Here is a 19,048-nt window from a genome sequence, read left to right on the forward strand (position 1 = left end):
ATATGCTCGCAATGTTTTTTTGGGCTTTCGTGATTGGTGGATTAATTTGTGTAATTGGTCAATTAATGTTTGATGCAGCAAAATTAACTCCAGCACACACTTTAAGCATTTTAGTTAGTGCAGGAGCAGTTTTGGCGGGCTTTGGTCTTTATGAACCTCTTATTGATTTTGCTGGAGCAGGGGCTACGATTCCGATCACAAGTTTTGGAAACGCACTTGTCAACGGGGCCATGCTGGAAGCTGAGAGACATGGAATTGTAGGTGTTATTACAGGAATGTTTGAAGTAACTTCTTCAGGTATATCTGCTGCAATCATTTTCGGTTTTATCGGAGCACTTATATTTAAACCAAAAGGATAATAAGGCGATTTTTTTATCTTGCAACAAATTCGCCCAAACAGAATACACTTTCATCACATAAATTATTAAAGATATAACAGAAGTGAGGTGAAAGTCTATGTTTGGATATGGATATGGCGGTTTCGGAGGTTTCGGTGGCTGCGGTTATGGCGGCTATGGAGGAGGCTTCTATGGGGGCAATGCGTTTGTTTTGATTGTTGTTTTGTTCATCTTGTTAATCATTGTCGGAGCTAGCTTTTGCATTTAAAACGTAAGAATGATGGAATGCACCAATATGTGTATTCCATCTTTTTTTCTTTCCCATTTCACTTATTGAGCATCAGCTTCATATCATATAAAGATGAAAGGGAGGGAGCGGCTAGTAATGGAAAATCAATTTTTCAAAAACATTGAAAAGAAAACCGGAGTTAATATGAATGATATCTTTGAATTAGCCAATTCTCTGCAAAATGCTAATTTCAAAGATGAGAAAACGGTTCGTGGAATCATAAAAAGGGTGTCAGAATTGGCAAATAAACCTGTACCAAAAGAGCTGGAAGACAAGATGGTGCAAACCATTATCAATGATGGCAGTAAGCTTGATTTAAGTGCCATTAGCAAAATGATGAATAAGTAAATTAGAACTAAATAGCTACTCACCTGTTGGGTAGCTATTTTGTTTGGAATTATGTTTATTTTACTAGAATGAGGGTATAGTGAAAGAAATTACTTGTAGGGGTGAGGACGATGGGCTATATTGCACCTATAACAAATTATCAATACGTGCAATACCAGGAAAGAGTGAGGGCAAAAGAGAAAAAAATGGATCCTTACCCAATAAATAAAGTTCAGAAAATTAGTTTGAACCCTCAAAACGACTATAATATCATGAATGGGAAAAATAATTCTATAACAATTGAAAAAATAATTACAGGAAAAGGAAGGCATTTCAGCGAATATGTATAACAGCATATTTAGAAAGGAATGTCTTTTTTATGTTAACGAAAATATCAGATTCTTGTTTTTATATAAAAGGTCATGTAAATATTGGATATATTACTAAAAATGAAGAAGGATTATTAATCGATTGTGGATTGGATAAGGGAGCAGCCAAAAAAATCATTAAAATCCTTAAAGAACATAACCTTCCACTGAACTATTGCATTATAACTCATGGCCATGTCGATCATTATGGAGGAGCTGCTCAATTACAAAAGGAATTAGAAATTGAGCTTTATTCTACAAAGCTTGAATCATCATTTGTTACGAATCCAATTCTTGAGCCGATTTATTTATGGAATGGAGCCATGCCAATCAAAGAATTGCGAAACAAATTTTTAGAAGGGGAAGCTGCTTCAATTGCAGGTTTTTTGCATGAGGGAATCCAGAAGATAGGACCATTTTTATTTGAAGTACTGCCATTTCCAGGGCATAGCTATGGACAAATTGGAGTATTGATTGATGAAATATTATTTGCAGCTGATTCTTATTTTGGGATAGATGTGTTAAAGAAACATAAAGTTCCCTTTATTGTAGACGCTAAGGAGACGTTGGAGACGTTAAAAAAAATACTTAATTATAGCTTTCAAGGAGCGTTACCTGGGCATGGCGATTATGAAACAGATATTAGAGAAACAATTTATGCCAATATAGAATGTCATGAAAATATTCTAAAATTCTTGTCTTCAAGTTTTCAGGGCCAAGAGAATGGTATTTCAATGGAGGATTTACAATCACTCTTTTTTAACCAATTTGAATTGTATCCTGCCAATATTGGCTCATGGCTCTTATATAGAACGTCCTTTACCGCGTATATCTCCACTTTAATTGAAAGAGGAAACATTACTATTTCCATTAATGAAAACAAACTATGGCTGCAATGCTCATAAATACAAAAAAGCCTTGGTATGAAGATACCAAGGCTTTTTAGTTACATTTTAATATTTTTCTCCATCGTCTTATGTGGAATTCCAGCATCCATGAATTCATCGGAAACGACACTATAGCCTAATTTCTCATAAAATGGAATTGCGTATGTTTGCGCATTAAGCTTTAGTGTAGCAATTCCAATTTCTTTCGCATAGTTCTCTATTGCAATCATAATGAACTTCCCAGCACCAGTACCGCGGTAGTCCGATAATACACATATGCGCTCTATCTTTCCTTTTCCGTCCAACAATCTAAAACGACCAGCACCAATTGGGGATCCTTCAGAATATAGAATAAAATGATCAGAATGATTTTCAAACTCGTCTATTTCAAGTTCATATGGTACCTTTTGTTCTTCTACAAAAACTGTTTTTCTTATGTTAAATGCTTCTTGAAGCTGAGCTTCTGTATCAACTTTCAAAACTTTCATAATTACTGGTGATCCCTTCCTAAACGAAATGTTTCATATACTGACCAAGAATCATTTTCTAATTGATAGACCAAATGAAAACGGTCTATTATTTCTTCATGCTCGATTCCAAGCATACGTAAAGAGCCGTACACATCTGAATGTTCATCATTCGATAATTTTTGCGCGATAGTTACATGGGGAACAAAAGGATGTGATGGTTCCCCCCCTGGAAGTTGCTTGTAGCAATCGTGATGCAGACTTGTTAATGTATCATTATTTTCTGCCTTAAAGTAAATAGTGTTCGTAATAGGCTGAAAGGAGCTTACTTTATGGATTTTTAAATTAAATGGTTCATAGTTTTGAGAAATCTCTTCAAGTTTATCTGTCAAATTATCGGCATCCAAATCTGTATTAAATGCCTCTTTTAATGTTAAATGCGGAGGGATCAAGGCATAGTGAGGATCATACCGCTTCCGATAGGAGTTTGCCAGATCTTGTAACTTTTTAGATGGAAAAATAACGATGCCGTATTTCATTTTCTTTTCCTCCTTCACTGAGTGTCATGTTTTGCCAATTATAACATTCAATACCACTATATCAAACATTTAAATAACTTAACATAGGAACGATGGAGGTAATTTTTTGAAAAAGATGAATTAACCAAACATTACCTCCAATGCTCTTTTTACATCGGGTTGCCAATATTTCCATGAATGACCTCCATCAAACTCATCATAGAAAGTTTGGAATCCTTTTTCTTTAAAAAGTTGATGAAGCTTCCTATTTGGTGTCAGGAAATCTCGATTATTTGATATTTCTACAACTTTCTCCTCTTTTCCAATAACTTGGTAAACGTCAAGAAGAGAAGGATTTTGATGATTATTAACAGCATCAAGAACTGCGTCATTTACAAATGGAGAATGTAGAATTACTCGGCCAAATATATTTGGGTATTTTAAAGCAGACATTAATGAGACCGTTCCGGCTAGACTATCACCCATTAGTGTCCTACCTTTACCCATTCCTGTAGTTGGATATTCCTGATCAATCCAGGGCACAAGCTCGTGAGCCAGAAAACGAATATACGCTGGATTTTGTTCACCAGAAGGATGGTATTTATTTCTTCTATCCATTACATTTTTGTAATGCGAACCAACTATGATAATGTTTTCTATTTTCTTTTGATCAATTAGTTCATCAGAGTACCGTGCTAAACGCCCCATTTGAAAATAGTCTTTTCCATCTTGAACAATCAATAAAGAATATTTATAAAGTGGAGAAAATGAGGCAGGCAAATATACTAACAGGGACAATGTTTCACTAAGCTCTTTACTCTTAAAATCAATTTCAGTAATAGTTCCTTGCGGGAATGGCATTGTCATTCCTCCTAATAACTTGTTGATGAATATTTTACCACAGAAATCTTCACTCTTAGGAAAATAATGCATGGTTGTTCTTCATATAGGTCCAAAGTCTTGAAAAATCCTTTTATTGTTCATTTAAAAGAAATATATGATAAAATTGTGGACATAATTATCTAAAGGAGGAGAATACGTGAAAAGAAAAAGTCTTTTTTTAGGTGCAGCGCTTATTATCCTGCTGTCCATCTTCTTAACCGCTTGTGGCGGTAGTCAAAAGGAAGGCGAAAATAATTCGGGTAGTAACAAAGGGACTGAAAAAGCTGAAGGTGGAAAAAAGGATTATGGAATTAAATTCCTAAGTATCGCTACTGGAGGTACAGGAGGAACGTATTACCCGCTTGGTGGTAATTTTGCCAGTATCATTCAAGATGCAACTGGAATAGATTCAAATGCGGTTACTTCTAATGCATCTGCGGAAAATATGGCACTAATTAAGAAGGAAGAAGTAGAAGTTGCTTTTACGCAAACAGATATCGCCACGTATGCAAGTGAAGGTACGATGATGTTCAATGGTGAAAAAGTTGAAAATGTAAGAGGTCTTGGCACTTTATATCCAGAAACAATCCAAATCGTTACGACTGCAAAGTCAGGAATTAAATCTGTTGAAGATTTAAAAGGTAAATCCGTTTCTGTTGGAGAAGCTGGATCTGGAACGAGAGCTAACGCTGAACAAATATTAGAGATGTATGGTTTGACTGTTGATGATCTGAAAGCTCGTAATCTATCTTTCGATGATTCGACTACAGGGATTCAAGATGGAACAATAGATGCTGCTTTCATTACAGCTGGAACTCCTACTGGGGCTGTTGAAGGTTTAGCTGCAACGGAAGATGTAGTTATTGTTCCAATTGATTCTGATAAGATAGATTCGTTGATTGAAAAGTATCCGTATTATGCAAAGGAAACTATTGGAGCTGGAACGTATCCATCTATAAAGGATGATGTTGAGACTGTAGCGGTCCAAGCTATGCTTGTTGTACGCAGCGATTTGACAGATGATCTTGTCTACGATATCACTAAAGCTATTTTCGAAAATACTGATAAAATAGGTCATGCAAAAGGAAAGTTAATTAAAACAGAAAATGCTTTAAACGGAATGGGAATAGAAATTCATCCAGGAGCAAAAAAATATTTTGATGAAAAAGGCGTTTCAGCAAAATAATAAGGTGGAATACAGGAATAGACCGTTACAATACCCGGTCTATTCTTTCTACTTTAAAATTTTCGAACAATCACACATGTTAAGTAGAAATGTCGGAGACTAGATTGTGAAATATTTAAAAAACGTTTTAATAGTGTTTTTTTTATTTGGCATTTTTTGTATACCCTTCCAAAAATCTTTTGTAATTGAAAAAGAAAATACTGGAAAAATCCTCGCCTATTTTCCAATACAACAAACAAACAAAACCTTTCACATCCTTTATACTCATTCCATACATAAATCTGACGTGAAAGAGACATATAACATTTTAAATAACGGTACTATTCGCCTTATTGAAATCACTTATGAGGATACATCAATTGGAATGCCTTCTAATGCAGAGGAAGGTGAGATATTTGAAATGATTGATGGAAAATATGTGATTAGTAATATGAAAAGAGATTTTCAGTCAATAAGTATGCGGGTCGCTCAAGTAGTAGGTGACCACACTATAATCGTGAACGGGCACCAGATGCATTTTTCTCAGGTAGTGGCGCCGGGTTCATTAGTAAAGTTAAAAGTAAAACGTTTATCATTGTGGCAGTTATGGAGAGGAGTGAATATTGTTGGTAAATCAACATGAAACATTATCAGCGGAAAAACAGCAGGAAATTTTAGAGAAATATGATCCAGAATCGGCTACTAGAAAGTTGAAAGGGTCTATGAAGGTTGTAGTTTTTATTGGCTTGCTAGCTTTTTCTATTTTTCAACTTTACGCATCTATTTCTCAAACGGTACCAAGACAAATATTATTGTCAATTCACTTAGGTTTCGCTCTATCATTAATTTTTATATTATTTCCAGCTAATAGGAAAACGAGAAAAAAAGATTCAGTGGCTTGGTATGATTATATATTGGCACTGCTTGCAATCGGGGTAGGAGCATATTGGCCAATCATGTTGGACACGATTGTAAATAGGGTAGGCGTTTTGACGCCTTTAGATTTAACCGTTGGAACAATTGGAATTTTATTAACGTTAGAGGCGACAAGAAGAGCTGTCGGTCTCCCAATAACGATTATTGCTACATTATTTATCGCCTATGCTTATTTTGGCCAATCCATGCCTGGATTCTTGGCACATCGTGGATTGAATTTTGAAGGGCTTGTAAACACATTATTTTTTACGTCACAAGGAATTTTAGGGACGCCATTATACGTATCTGCTACGTTTATTTTCCTATTTTTACTATTTGGGGCCTTCCTTGTAAAAACAGGTGTTGGTCAATATTTTAACGATTTAGCATTAGCTATTGCTGGACGAAGAATTGGTGGTCCAGCAAAAGTAGCCATTTTTTCAAGTGCACTGCAAGGAACCATTAGCGGTAGTTCTGTTGCTAACGTAGTAACATCTGGCTCTTTCACGATTCCTATGATGAAAAGACTGGGATATCGTAAGGAATTTGCCGGTGCTGTTGAAGCAGCTGCATCGACTGGTGGACAGATCATGCCGCCAGTTATGGGAGCAGCGGCATTTTTAATGGTAGAATTTATCGGTGGAATTAGTTATTGGGATATAGCAAAAGCAGCGGCTATTCCTGCAGTTCTTTATTTTACAGGTATTTGGATAATGACTCACTTCGAAGCAAAGAGGGTCGGACTTAAAGGTCTAACAAAAGAGCAAATGCCAAATCGTAAAGAGGTTTTATCGAAAATTTATTTGCTTATTCCGATTTTAATGGTTATTGTCCTTCTTATGAGTGGAGTAAGTGTCATGCGTGCAGCTCTATGGTCAATCATAGGTACTATTCTAGTTAGTGCGATTCGTAAAGACACACGAATTGGTTTCAAGAAAATCATTGAAGCGCTAGTCGATGGAGCACGAACAGCATTATCCGTTGCTGCTGCGACTGCGGCGGCTGGAATTATTGTAGGGGTCGTAACGAAAACAGGTCTGGGCTTAAAATTAGCAAACGGACTCGTTGGACTTGCGAACGAACAATTGTTGTTAACATTATTTTTTACAATGATCACTTCCTTAGTTCTGGGAATGGGATCTCCAACAACAGCAAATTATGTTATTACTTCCACGATTGCAGCACCTGCTATTATTCTTTTAGGAGTACCGGCACTTTCAGCACATCTTTTCGTGTTCTATTTTGGTATTGTTGCCGACATCACTCCTCCGGTAGCTTTAGCTGCTTTTGCCGCAGCAGGAGTAGCAGGAGGAGAACCGATAAGAACAGGAGTGAATGCTTCGAAACTCGCCATTGCCGCGTTCGTCATACCGTATATGTTTGTCTTGTCGCCTGAATTATTAATGATTGACACGACTATATGGTACTTAATTTGGGTTATATTTACGGCATTTACAGGTATGATCGGGATTGGTGCAGGGATTATCGGATTCTGGTATAGAAAATTGTATTGGTTTGAAAGAATCCTAGCAGTAATTGCAGGACTAATGCTTATGTACCCGGAAGGAATTTCGGATACAATTGGTCTGATTTTATTCGCAGCCTTACTAGCAAGCCAGATAATGACAAAAAATAAGGGAAAGTATAAATTGGCTTAAATTTGAGTTCTTTTCCTTGTAGGAGATCTGTTCACGGTCACAATGTGCCTAACATTGTGGCCGTGTAGTATTTTTAAAAAACGAGAAATCCGGAAAAAAGCGTTGACTGTTAGCCAAGTTCATTGTATATTATTAATTGTCCAGTTTAATACATATGATCCGATAGTTCAGTGGGAGAATACATCCTTGACAGGGATGGGGTCGGGGGTTCGAATCCCTCTCGGATCATCAATGAAAAAAGCGTCAATCCTTTATATATAAAGGGGTTGGCGCTTTTTTCTTTTTTGAGAAATCCTTGTCATTTTTCCTAGAGTAATTATTTATAGTACTACAAATATACAAACCTGTTTTCGGCTGCTCTCATGTATTATTTTTATATACCATCTTATAAATTCATTAGGTTCAAAATTACTTATCAAATCTGGCAACAGTATTTCTCTTTAGTTGTATTAAGGAATTATAGTCATTTCATATCCCATTAAAGAGGAAATATGAATCCTGTAAATGATGATGAGAAGGTAGTTAATTAAATAAATAAGAAAAAAGAACAGGAATCATTAATATAAGAATTACACCTACAATAGTCACGGATATAACTTTATTTAAATCCTTTTTTACTTCCTTATTCAAAAAGCACCACCCTTAACATGTGTCTTTATTTTCAAAATAAGTAAAATCTATTAGGAAGATATTATTACATTTTTAACAATATTCCCATTTGGAGTGATCGTTGAAAATATTATCGGACAATTTTTGAATAATACTTCTAGTTTGTATTTCCTTATACACTTTGGAAATTTTCAATTTCATTCCCATCATATTTTTAATGTCGACTGCTTAAAATTTGTACGGATTTTCTAGCAACAATGTAAATAACAGAATGAATTTGCATAAATAATTATTTGAACCTTGATTTAAAGAGCTTAGTAGAAGCAAGTTATCCAGAGTGAAATAATTAAAAATTAAGTGTACACAGTACATCTTTCGTAACAGATGCAGGTGAAAATGTTGTGATAGAGTTTTTCTTTGCATATATGAATCAGGTGATACATTTTCTAAGAATGCTGATAAGGTAGAAGAGGTATTATAGTACACTACTGAAAAAATATTAATCCACCCAAATTCCCCTATTATTTATACGGAAGTATAAAAAAAATTCGCTACAATTGTTTATTCATTCGTTATAATAACTCTAAAACAATACACATAATAATGGAGTAGATAATATTGAAGAAAATCTATGTTATTAGGCATTGTGAGGCGCAAGGACAGCCACCGGAAGCACAACTTACAGATAGAGGTCTTGAGCAAGCGTTAGATTTATCTGAGTTTTTTTCCAATATTCAAATCGATCGTATTATTTCAAGTCCATATAAACGTGCCGTTGAATCTATAAGACCACTTTCAAAGAGATTAAATATTGAGGTGGAAATTGATGAAAAATTAACAGATCGTATACTGAGTACCAAAAATCTTTCTGATTGGTATGAAAAATTAAGAACAACCTTTGATGATATTGAACAGAAATTTGAAGGCGGAGAGTCTAGCAAAGATGCAATGAAACGAATAGTTCAAGTTGTAGAAGATGTTTTTAGCAGTAAAAATAAAAATACAATCATTGTTACTCATGGAAATTTAATGTCGTTACTATTAAAACATTTTAACAATGAGTTTGGGTTCGATAACTGGAAAAATTTAAGTAATCCTGACGTGTTTCTCCTAAAAAGTGAAAATAATAATGTAACTTTTGAACGATTATGGAAATAAAAAAGATATATATAGTTAGTTTGTGAAGTCTGTAAAAAACTAAACCCTGTTATTAGAATCTCTCTTTTCGGCTTATAAAAAGGTACTTTCCGTTTTGGGAAGTGCCTTTTTCATTTATTAAATACGATAGCAAAGTTTTTCTTTACAGGAAAAAATCTATATGTAAATATTTATATATAAATATTTACATATTAGAAACAATAAGCTACACTTTTGGTAACAAATTTAAGTTAAGAGGGATTGGTGAAATTGTTACTTAAAGAAAATAGCGCATTTAGAAATTTATTCATTGGAAGGATTTTATGTATCTTTGCTGATTCGGTTTTATTTTTTTCTTTATTGAAATGGTTGGAGGTCCAATCAACATCCGGTAATGACTTTACACTGTTTTATATTGCTTTTTATCTTCCTGTATTTCTTTTTGCCCTGCCTATTGGTGCTTGGATCAATAATAAAACATTACAAAAAGTAATGATGTATTCAAATCTTGTGCAAGTTTTCATGATTAGCCTTTTTTTATTATTTATTCCCTACATGCTATATCAATGGGCTTATCTTTTGTTAATTTTTATAAGTATTTTAGGACTGTTTTTCGTACCCGCTAACCAATCGCTTTTACCACATATTGTTGGAAATGATGATCGTCCAAAGGCCAATAGTTTATTACAATTAGGATATACAGCTGTAAAAATAATTGGACAAGTATTTACTGCAACTATGATTAAAGTGTCTTTTACACCAGCAACATTAATAACCATCTCTATTGTTTTATTAATTGTTTCAATATTTTTTATTAATAACATAAAACCTTTCGTAAAGAGGGATCAAACTATAAAACATAGTCAATGGAAATTAATAATAGAAGGAGTTAGTTATATCACAAAACACCCAAAATTAAAGGCTTTATTTCTATTCTTAGCATTGGCTATGTTATTTGCGACATCGGTTGATTTAATCTTAATTTCTTATTTGAGTGATATACTGCATGTAGGGGTCGAAAATTTAAGTTTTATAGGAACTGCATCGGTTTGTGGGATAGCCATTGGGGCGACAATCGTTCCTAAATACTATAAAAAAATAGAGAAAAAGTGGTTCATGATACCACCATTATTTGCATTGAGCATTAGTATAGGAAGCCTTTTTTTCATCACAAATTGGGTTCTCATTTTACCGTTTTTCCTTATTCAAGGAATTGCGTTAGGTTGCTTTAATGTAACGTTTGTCACCTATTTGCAAGATGTTGTTTCGAGCGAAAATTATACAAGAACGTTTAGCTTGTACAACATGATATTTAGTTCAATGGCTTTGTCAGGAATAATGATGACGGGATTATTTATAAATAAAATAGGTGTACTTAATACTATCCTTGTTATTTCTTTTATTTTATTTGTAATCGGAATAGTAGGAATCTATTTTACTCCTAAATTAGGGCATGGGCAGTTAAAAGAGGACAATCTTAATGAAGCATTGTGAGATTAGAAAGAAATTGAAAGGATGAAGGTAATGTCTTTGCGATTTGGAATACTTGGATTGTTAAGTGAATGGGAGGCCAGTGGATATGATATAAAAAAAGAATTCGATGATCTCATGAGTATATTCTGGCATTCTCATTTATCGCAAATATACCCGGAATTAAATAAACTTGAAAAAGAAAATTTAATTAGAAGTAAATTAATTCCTCAAGAAGGAAAACCAGATAAAATAATATATACAATTACAGAAAGTGGTAAAAAAGAGTTGATAAAATGGTTACTTGCTCCAACTGAAACTCCGAAACTTAAAGATGTTTTCCTGATGCAAACATTCTTTATGGATAATATTTCTGTTGAAGAGGTCCTTTTTAAACTCAATGCGTATAAAAAAGAGCGTACTCAAAGGGTAGTGAAGATGAAGCAAATTATGAGTGAAAGACTGAAAAGTATAAAAGAAAGAGATGTAATGAAAGCAAGGATTTTAATGAGTTCAGTAGTATTAAAACGTGGATATGAACAAGAATTACAATATATTAAATGGTGTGAGGATACTATCCAATTGGTTGAGTCATGTAAGTTTCTTTGGGAAAAGTCAGAAGGGAACAGAGCTCCAATCGTACCTTTTTCAGCGGTTGAAGAATTGTTTATGAATTACTTTTCGGATATTTTAGAGGAAGAAGAAAAGGAGATAAATTAATTTGGCATTACATTGTGATAAAGGTGGGAGTGAGGGTTCGAATTCCTGATACATAATTATTAAAAAGGTGCATTTTATAGAATGTACCTTTTTAATATTGTGAAGGATAATTACCTATATACATGTAATAAAAATGTATTCACATACAACATTAAGAAAGTTAAATATGAAGAAATAGGGGGAGAATATATAGTGTCAAATACATGAATACTTTTGATTGTTATCTAAAAAAAAGTGAGAATACACTTCTTGGTAACACGATTATAAAGATGCTGTGAATCGAATATTGCAAATCAACTAGAAGATGTATTAAAAAGTAATAGTGGCGGAAATTTTTATCAACTATCAATTCTTCTTAGGGGGCATAAAGATGCTAGTAAGTTTGAAACGTGCTAAAGAACTTTACCAAGCTTTTAAATGGAAAAGGATTAACCCTGCACAAACATTAGCTTTAGGATTCTTAGTACTTATCTTAATTGGTACGTTTCTTCTAATGCTCCCATTTGCAACAAAAGATCGTCACCATCTTGAATTTATTGATGCTTTATTTGAGGCCACATCAGCGATTTGTGTGACGGGCTTGATAGTAGTTGATACTGAAACTACTTTTACTTTATTTGGGCAAATCGTATTAATGAGTTTAATTCAAATCGGTGGTCTTGGATTTATGAGTTTTGGGATTCTTATCGCGTTGTTTCTTGGGAAAAATATAGGGTTAAAACGAAGGCTTTTAATTCAAGAATCGTGGAATCTCCTTTCAATCGGAGGAATTATTAAAGTCGTAAAATTTGTTTTTCGTTTCACTATTATTATTGAAGGAATAGGAGCCATTATACTCGCAATTCGCTGGGCGGATGAATATGGATTTCCTAGGTCGATTTACTACGGAGTATTTCATTCAATTTCCGCTTTTAATAATGCTGGGTTTGACCTGATGGGACATTTTCAAAGCGTCACTAAATATGCTGGAGATTTCACTATTATATTGACGCTTAGTTCGTTGTTGATAATTGGAGGAATAGGCTATACGGTTTTTTTGGATGTCGTGAAGAAGAAATCAATTAAAAAACTCTCATTACATTCAAAAATTGTTCTTTTAACAACACTCATTCTTAACGTTCTGGGTACTTTGTTTATATTTGCTTTGGAATATTATAACTCCGGGACAATAGGTGATTTTTCTTTAAAAGATAAAATTCTATCTTCTTATTTTCAAGCAGTAGTTCCAAGGACAGCTGGTTTTAATGCAGTGAACATGTCTGAACTAACATTAAGCTCTCAATTCATTACGATTATCCTTATGTTCATTGGTGGCGGCTCAGGTGGAACAGCAGGCGGTATAAAAGTAACTACATTTGCGCTTATCCTTCTTGCTGTTTGGAACCATATTAGGGGACATTCAGAAGTGAATATTATGGAACGACGTATTCCTAAAGAATTAATATACAGAGCATTTACGATTACAATCTATTCTGTATTAATTGTTCTGTTGATATTGTTTATATTAACCTTAACGGAAAAGGCACCAATGAATGTCTTGCTGTTTGAAGTTGTTTCCGCTTTTGGGACTGTAGGAATTTCGTTAGGATTGACACCAGAATTAAGTGATGTTGGTAAAGTGGTTATATCGATATTAATGTTTATGGGTAGAGTTGGGCCTCTTACAATAGCTTTTGCTCTAGCTAAAGCTAATAATACGCAACCTTATAAATATCCTGAAGAAAGAATTATGCTAGGATAAATGATTGTGAAAAATGGTTTTTAATAAATTCTATAGGGAAACAATGGAGTAATAATGAAAATGAAATATTATCCACTTTTTCTTCTCATTCTTCATTATTAAAGAATAAGGCAGCATGAAAAGTGCTGCCTTGAATTATTACAAAAAAAAGAACTCAAAGAAACCAAAACCAACAAAAGGTACAAAGATTGGAGGCCTGAAAAATGGGCCACCGAAAAATCCAAATCCATATCCACCATAGGAATTTGAATCGAGCTCGGATATTTCTAGGCCGTCATCTCTAACTTTAACAACTTTCCCTATTCTCCAATCTCCGTTTTCAGATCGAAAGCGTATCATTTGACCTTCAAAATGATGGCGCTTTTTATGATGGTTTTCCATTATGGAAACCCTCCTCTCTTAAGAGACCTACTATAGGGTATGAAAGGTATGAATAGCTTGAAAGGGCAAGTAACTAATTCTTGTCCTATTTTAAATGTAATTCAATCGTATTTTTTTAAGTGCTTTATTTTGATAAGGAAAAGATACATCAACTCAATATTGTCACGATAATAATTTTAGGAATTTAATGAAATGCAGATTAGCATCTTTTTATAAAAGATAATTTTTGCTAACCCAGTTCATACATTTTAGTCGAACATCAATAAATGATAAAATGAGTATTGCAATCTTACAACAGTGTTTTAAGCATGAGGAAAGAGGGGAACTAATGCGTAAATTATCTTCATTAACAACAATGTTTGCTTCCTTACAATGGTTATTTTTTATCTTTGCCAATATCGTTGTCGTACCTGTATCTATAGGTTTTGCCTTCGAACTATCGTCGGCGGACATCGCTTCTATTTTAAGAACATCGTTAATTGTGACAGGTATAGCATGTATGTTACAGGGACTATGGGGACATAGATATCCTTTGATGGAAGGGCCATCAGGGGTTATTTGGGGAATGCTTTTGAATCTTAGTTTATCTGCTCCAGTTCTTGGATTAAGTATAACGGAAGTTGGGGGAGGCATTGCTACTGGGATGTTGCTTGCTGGTGCGGTAACCCTTCTTATTGTTGCTTTTAATCTAATTCCATTTATACAAAAGATATTCAGTCCAATGGTGTTGAGTGTTTATTTATTCCTCCTTACCTTTCAACTTGTATTCGTATTTTTCAAAGGTATGTTAAAGGTGAATCATGATGGGACGTTGAATTTGCCAATAACTTTATTTTCATTTTGTATTGCAATTATTGTAGGGGTTATAAAGGTAAAGGGAAATAAGATTATCGGGAATTTTTCCATTTTAATTGGTATGATTGGTGGTTGGATTCTGTACAGTTTATTTTTTCCGACTGAACAACAGTTAAGTTCAGGGTCTGTCGGTCTATTTAACTTATTTCCTCTTGGGAAGCCAAATTTAGAAGTTGGAATTATTGCGATTACATTTTTAGGGTGTCTTATTAATTTGATTAATACTATTACATCAATCCAAGCTGCATCTAAACTAATGAATGAAAAAGCGGAGATGAGTCAATATCGTAATTCGTATATATTAACGGGTATATATACATTTGCAGCTTCTTTGTTTGGACTCGTATCGTACGCACCATTTGCCTCATCAATCGGATTTTTGGAAAGTACACAGATTTATAAGAAAAAACCTTTTATTATTGGTGGTGCACTCATTTCTTTACTTGGAATTATTCCTTATTTTTCATTACTACTTGCCACATTGCCAATTAATGTCGGAAATGCTGTCCTTTTTGTAGCATATCTTCAGTTGTTCGGAACTTCTTTAAAAAGTTTAGGGGGATATTCATTTAATTCTATTACTATTCATCGAATTGCTGCGCCAGTTCTCGTTGGAGTTTGTTTAATGACAGTGGGAACCGAACTATTCAGTAATTTTCCAGCTGTGATTCAGCCCCTTATCAGCAATGGTTTTATAATGGGAGTATTAATATCTATTTTTCTGGAAGCAGTAGTGAATTGGGATACATTAGGATTAGAGAATAAATCGGCGGAATAGATAATAGGAGGTCGTACATATGCATGTATATTTTGTTACAGGTGCTTCTAAAGGTATAGGTTTAGCAATTAGTAAGGAATTGTTGCAGGAAAATAATATCATTGTTTGTGTAGCTAGAACGAAAAATGAGGAATTATTAAAATGTACAGAAGAAAAGAAAGGTAAATTGATATTCCTAGAATATGATTTAGCTGAGAGTAGTGGCTTGCATGCATTAATGAAAGAAATGCTTAGTTTTATGCCGGAAAATCCACAATCCGTTACTTTGATTAATAATGCAGGGGTCATTGACCCGATAGGACGAGCAGAAAATAACGACCATAAGGCAATCATTAAAAGTATAGCCGTGAATCTAACAGCTCCGATGGTACTGACATCGACATTTATCAAGCAACTTGAATCACAAAATGTTCCCAAAAAAGTCATTAATATTTCATCTGGAGCCGGTCGACATCCATATTCAGGCTGGAGCAGTTATTGTGCTGGTAAAGCAGGGCTTGACCATTATACGAGAGTTGTATCCGAGGAACAAAAACATGTCCCAAATGGCGTGAAAGTTATTTCAGTTGCTCCAGGAATTATTGATACAGGTATGCAAGAAAGAATCCGTGAAAGTGATAGGGAAGATTTTGAATTACTCGATCGGTTTGTTGAATATAAAGAGCAAGGTAAGCTTAGTTTACCTGAACAGACAGCAAAAAAGCTTATCCAAATCATTCAAAGTGAGACCTTTGACGACCTTGAGGCTGTTATAGATATAAGAGATTTTCATATATAAAAATTGGATGTAACTATTTATATTTTTGTCTTTTATTAGATATATGCACAATCACGATTATCTAATTACATATTTTGTAGGGTGCATGTGTCGAAAGTGAAAGGAAACTCAAGGTGGAAAAACGAGAAGGTAAAGATGTATTTGACATTAATCGTAGTGGTGTTCATTTAACTTATAATCGAGGGTACTACATTTGTAGGCGGTGCAGGTGGAGGGACCCAGCAGTAATGGGTTCTTTCCATTCTTTCTGTTCTTCTGGTGGAAGTTTTTTGCGTGCATGCATTATGCTAGAATCAAGCTGTAAGGCAATTTCCTTTTGGGGGAGTTGCCTATTTTTAATATTGAATTATAATTTTTAGAACATCATATAATTTTTTGTTGTATTCGTTTGCGAGTTTCTGTCTCATGTGTTTGAATTCTATTGTTCGAAGAGGCATCGCTTAGGCTATAATCCTTGAAATTAGATCAATAAGTGATTATTAAAAAGAGACGAGGGATTGGGGAGAGCGTTTTTACCATGTTCATATAAAAAGGTCTGTCATCATTGATGGTAAGATTTGATGATCCGCCAGCTGGCTTAGATCAACGGATTGGAAAACTTTTATGGCTATTCTTTATGCCAAAGGTTACGATGGCGTGCTTAGCATTGAACCTCACTCCCATAATTGGGAAGGAGAACTTGGAGAAAGAGGAATTGACTACACTGTAGAATTTATGAAAGCTTTGGTCATATAATTTTATAGGGCATTCTATCAATATAACAAATACGATGATAACATGACATTCGGTATTTTATGTAACAGTAAATGGCTTACAGCAGAAGATTTTACAATCACTTCTAGTAAAGTTGTTGAACATGGAAATGGAAGCCGCGAAGAAGTAATGATTTTTATTGGAACGGAATTCAACGTTAATTATCATATAAAATCTTTCAATATTGTAGAAGAACGTTGGTTAGTAATTGAAAATACTTCTAAAAAGAACTTGACTATTGAAAGAATAGATACAATTAACGATAAAGTCTCACTTAGCTCTAAAAACATTAAGTATTTTAAAAGTGGATGGGGAAATGAGTATCAGCCATTTAGCGCCGAATTAACAGAAACACTCATTTTAGAATCAAGAGCTGGTCGTTCTTCCGAAGCTATTCACCCTTATGTCTTGGTAGAAGATGAGAAAGAATTATCTTTATATACGGTAGCGTGGTCTGGGAACTGGATATTGCGATTTGAACCTGAAGAAGATACTGTAACTATTAGCGGAGGTATCTCTAATTGGGAGTTTACAAAGACACTAGGGGTTCAAGAGAAAATGGAGAGTATTCATATAATAATTGCTAAAACTGCTTCAAAAGATATGAATATATTATCAAACGAAATATCTCGTTTTGGAAAAAAGTTCATTTACCCTAAAAATGACTCATTAAAAGAGCCTCTTGTAGAATGGAATCATTGGTGGTCGTATGAGGACGTCGATATTAATGAGGATGTATTTAAAGCCAATGTTGATGTAGGTAAGGACATAGGTGTTGACGTATGTACATTAGATGCTGGGTGGTTCGGTCCAAGTGATCAGGATAGTCATTGGTACGATTGGCGTGGGGATTGGGAATTAGTCAATACGGCAAGATTTCCTTCGGGGATCAAACATCTAGCCGATTATGTTCATAATAATGGAATGAAATTTGGATTTTGGTGTGAAATCGAAGGGTTAGGGAGATTGGCCAAAATTAGAGAGGCACATCCATTGTTTCCTGCAAAACGGGACGACGAGGATTTAGGATATATTTGCTTCGGTAATCCAGATGCGCAGAATTGGGCGTTCACTATGCTCGACGAGATCATCACAAATTATGGTTGTGATTGGATCAAATTGGATTTTAACTTAAATCCTGGCGCTGGGTGTAATCGTTGTGATCATGGATATGATTGTGGTGACGGATTACTAGAACATTATAATGGATATTATCAAGTCCTGAGCAGAATTCGTGAAAAGCATCCAAACATCATTCTTGAAAACTGCCCATCAGGTGGTTTACGGACAGATTTAGGTATAATGAAACAAACTCATTTAAATTTTTTAAGTGATCCAGATTATTCTATGCATAAGTTTCAATTGTTTTGGGGTTCATCGATTTTATTGCCACCGTCTCATATTTTACACTGGATGTGGTCAAAAACTAGGAAAAACAGTGAAGGAACTTACCCATTTCCACCTCTTGACTTGGAATTATGTACGGAAAAACAATTAAATTTTCATTTGCGATTAGGAATGGTTCATCGTTTTGGATTTTCTCATCCTTTATCTACATATAAAATAGAAGTAATCAAAAAGCTAAAGAAGGCAATTAAATTTTACAAGGCAGTCGTTTTTCCATTTATTTCAAATGCTGACTTATTTAGATTAACAGGACAAGCTTTGAATAATGGAGTAGATGGAGATTTATGGAATGCCTACCAATATGTAATGCCAAAAGAAGGAAAAAGCATTGTTTTCATTTTTTGTATGGATGATGAAAATAAAAAGCGAACCTTTAAGCTATTTGGGCTTGATAAAGAAGTTCAATATTGTTTAAAAAACGCTGATGGCAATAGAATAGAGCAATTTTCCGGTGAAGCTTTAATGACTAACGGGATTACGATCGAGGCAGATGAAAAGTGGGAATCTCACGTAATATTGATAGATTCGGTCGAATAATAAAACCAGCAAGTAGGAATAAGTTTATCTTCACTTGCTGGTTTTGCTTTTAAAAATAATTAACGGAT

20 protein-coding genes and 1 tRNA gene are annotated in these 19,048 nt (G+C 34.3%); 17 read left to right on the top strand and 4 right to left on the bottom strand.

The annotated features are described in order from the left end of the window. Positions 1-2 precede the first annotated feature (2 nt). From spoVAE to MT489_RS00990, 5 genes are all read left to right on the top strand, one after another. Positions 3-359 carry a stage V sporulation protein AE gene (gene spoVAE / locus MT489_RS00970; RefSeq protein ID WP_244679639.1) on the top strand — a complete coding sequence of 119 codons (357 nt, stop codon included), beginning with the start codon at positions 3-5 and terminating at the stop codon, positions 357-359. Positions 360-456: 97 nt separating this feature from the next. Beyond that, positions 457-606 carry a YjcZ family sporulation protein gene (locus tag MT489_RS00975; RefSeq protein WP_244679640.1) on the top strand — a complete coding sequence of 50 codons (150 nt, stop codon included), beginning with the start codon at positions 457-459 and terminating at the stop codon, positions 604-606. Between the two features lie 117 nt (positions 607-723). Next, positions 724-975: a sporulation-specific transcription regulator SpoVIF gene (spoVIF, locus tag MT489_RS00980; protein ID WP_244679641.1), complete on the top strand. Its 252-nt coding sequence runs from the start codon at positions 724-726 to the stop codon at positions 973-975. A gap of 110 nt (positions 976-1,085) precedes the next feature. Next, on the top strand, positions 1,086-1,304 hold the full coding sequence (locus MT489_RS00985) for a hypothetical protein (RefSeq protein WP_244679642.1): 219 nt from the start codon (positions 1,086-1,088) through the stop codon (positions 1,302-1,304). A gap of 29 nt (positions 1,305-1,333) precedes the next feature. Further along, entirely contained in the window at positions 1,334-2,227 is an 894-nt protein-coding gene (locus MT489_RS00990) for an MBL fold metallo-hydrolase (protein WP_244679643.1), read from the top strand. A gap of 41 nt (positions 2,228-2,268) precedes the next feature. On the opposite strand, the gene MT489_RS00995 is transcribed toward MT489_RS00990, so the two are convergent. From MT489_RS00995 to MT489_RS01005, 3 genes are all read right to left on the bottom strand, one after another. Beyond that, a complete protein-coding gene (locus MT489_RS00995) occupies positions 2,269-2,697 on the bottom strand; it encodes a GNAT family N-acetyltransferase (protein ID WP_244679644.1) in 429 nt (142 codons plus the stop codon). Between the two features lie 2 nt (positions 2,698-2,699). After that, positions 2,700-3,215, bottom strand: coding sequence for a YjcG family protein (locus tag MT489_RS01000; protein WP_244679645.1), 516 nt, complete (start codon positions 3,213-3,215; stop codon positions 2,700-2,702). 120 nt (positions 3,216-3,335) lie between these two features. Next, the gene (locus tag MT489_RS01005) at positions 3,336-4,055 is read right to left on the bottom strand and encodes an alpha/beta hydrolase (protein WP_244679646.1); all 720 of its coding nucleotides are present in this window, start codon (positions 4,053-4,055) and stop codon (positions 3,336-3,338) included. A 178-nt stretch (positions 4,056-4,233) separates the two neighbouring features. Between MT489_RS01005 and MT489_RS01010 the strand changes: the two genes are divergently transcribed. The 8 genes from MT489_RS01010 to MT489_RS01045 all read left to right on the top strand — a co-directional run bounded on the left by MT489_RS01010 (position 4,234) and on the right by MT489_RS01045 (position 13,491). After that, positions 4,234-5,262, top strand: coding sequence for a TAXI family TRAP transporter solute-binding subunit (locus MT489_RS01010; RefSeq protein WP_244679647.1), 1,029 nt, complete (start codon positions 4,234-4,236; stop codon positions 5,260-5,262). A 106-nt stretch (positions 5,263-5,368) separates the two neighbouring features. After that, a complete protein-coding gene (locus MT489_RS01015; RefSeq protein WP_244679648.1) occupies positions 5,369-5,884 on the top strand; it encodes a DUF1850 domain-containing protein in 516 nt (171 codons plus the stop codon). After that, positions 5,868-7,814 (top strand): TRAP transporter permease, encoded by a 1,947-nt coding sequence (locus tag MT489_RS01020; protein WP_244679649.1) that lies wholly within the window; start codon positions 5,868-5,870, stop codon positions 7,812-7,814. The genes MT489_RS01015 and MT489_RS01020 overlap by 17 nt, the downstream gene beginning before the upstream one ends. A 156-nt stretch (positions 7,815-7,970) precedes the next feature. Continuing rightward, positions 7,971-8,042: transfer RNA gene (locus MT489_RS01025), tRNA-Val, on the top strand. A 999-nt stretch (positions 8,043-9,041) separates the two neighbouring features. After that, the gene (locus MT489_RS01030; RefSeq protein ID WP_244679650.1) at positions 9,042-9,581 is read left to right on the top strand and encodes a histidine phosphatase family protein; all 540 of its coding nucleotides are present in this window, start codon (positions 9,042-9,044) and stop codon (positions 9,579-9,581) included. Positions 9,582-9,824: 243 nt separating this feature from the next. Beyond that, a complete protein-coding gene (locus tag MT489_RS01035) occupies positions 9,825-11,054 on the top strand; it encodes an MFS transporter (protein ID WP_244679651.1) in 1,230 nt (409 codons plus the stop codon). A 30-nt stretch (positions 11,055-11,084) separates the two neighbouring features. Further along, positions 11,085-11,750 (top strand): PadR family transcriptional regulator, encoded by a 666-nt coding sequence (locus MT489_RS01040; protein WP_244679652.1) that lies wholly within the window; start codon positions 11,085-11,087, stop codon positions 11,748-11,750. 370 nt (positions 11,751-12,120) lie between these two features. Then, a complete protein-coding gene (locus MT489_RS01045) occupies positions 12,121-13,491 on the top strand; it encodes a TrkH family potassium uptake protein (RefSeq protein ID WP_244679653.1) in 1,371 nt (456 codons plus the stop codon). A 138-nt stretch (positions 13,492-13,629) separates the two neighbouring features. Here MT489_RS01045 and MT489_RS01050 read toward each other — a convergent pair whose 3' ends face one another. Beyond that, positions 13,630-13,872 (bottom strand): hypothetical protein, encoded by a 243-nt coding sequence (locus MT489_RS01050; RefSeq protein WP_244679654.1) that lies wholly within the window; start codon positions 13,870-13,872, stop codon positions 13,630-13,632. A 328-nt stretch (positions 13,873-14,200) separates the two neighbouring features. Between MT489_RS01050 and MT489_RS01055 the strand changes: the two genes are divergently transcribed. From MT489_RS01055 to MT489_RS01065, 4 genes are all read left to right on the top strand, one after another. Beyond that, positions 14,201-15,505 carry a uracil/xanthine transporter gene (locus MT489_RS01055; RefSeq protein WP_244679655.1) on the top strand — a complete coding sequence of 435 codons (1,305 nt, stop codon included), beginning with the start codon at positions 14,201-14,203 and terminating at the stop codon, positions 15,503-15,505. 19 nt (positions 15,506-15,524) lie between these two features. Further along, positions 15,525-16,283 carry a (S)-benzoin forming benzil reductase gene (locus MT489_RS01060; RefSeq protein ID WP_244679656.1) on the top strand — a complete coding sequence of 253 codons (759 nt, stop codon included), beginning with the start codon at positions 15,525-15,527 and terminating at the stop codon, positions 16,281-16,283. A gap of 603 nt (positions 16,284-16,886) precedes the next feature. Beyond that, positions 16,887-17,018: a hypothetical protein gene (locus MT489_RS22070; RefSeq protein WP_280518458.1), complete on the top strand. Its 132-nt coding sequence runs from the start codon at positions 16,887-16,889 to the stop codon at positions 17,016-17,018. A 42-nt stretch (positions 17,019-17,060) separates the two neighbouring features. Further along, entirely contained in the window at positions 17,061-18,980 is a 1,920-nt protein-coding gene (locus MT489_RS01065; RefSeq protein WP_244679657.1) for an alpha-galactosidase, read from the top strand. Positions 18,981-19,048 lie beyond the last annotated feature (68 nt).

Origin of the sequence: Lederbergia wuyishanensis, assembly GCF_022900255.1 — a bacterium.
GTDB lineage: Bacteria > Bacillota > Bacilli > Bacillales > Bacillaceae_C > Lederbergia > Lederbergia wuyishanensis.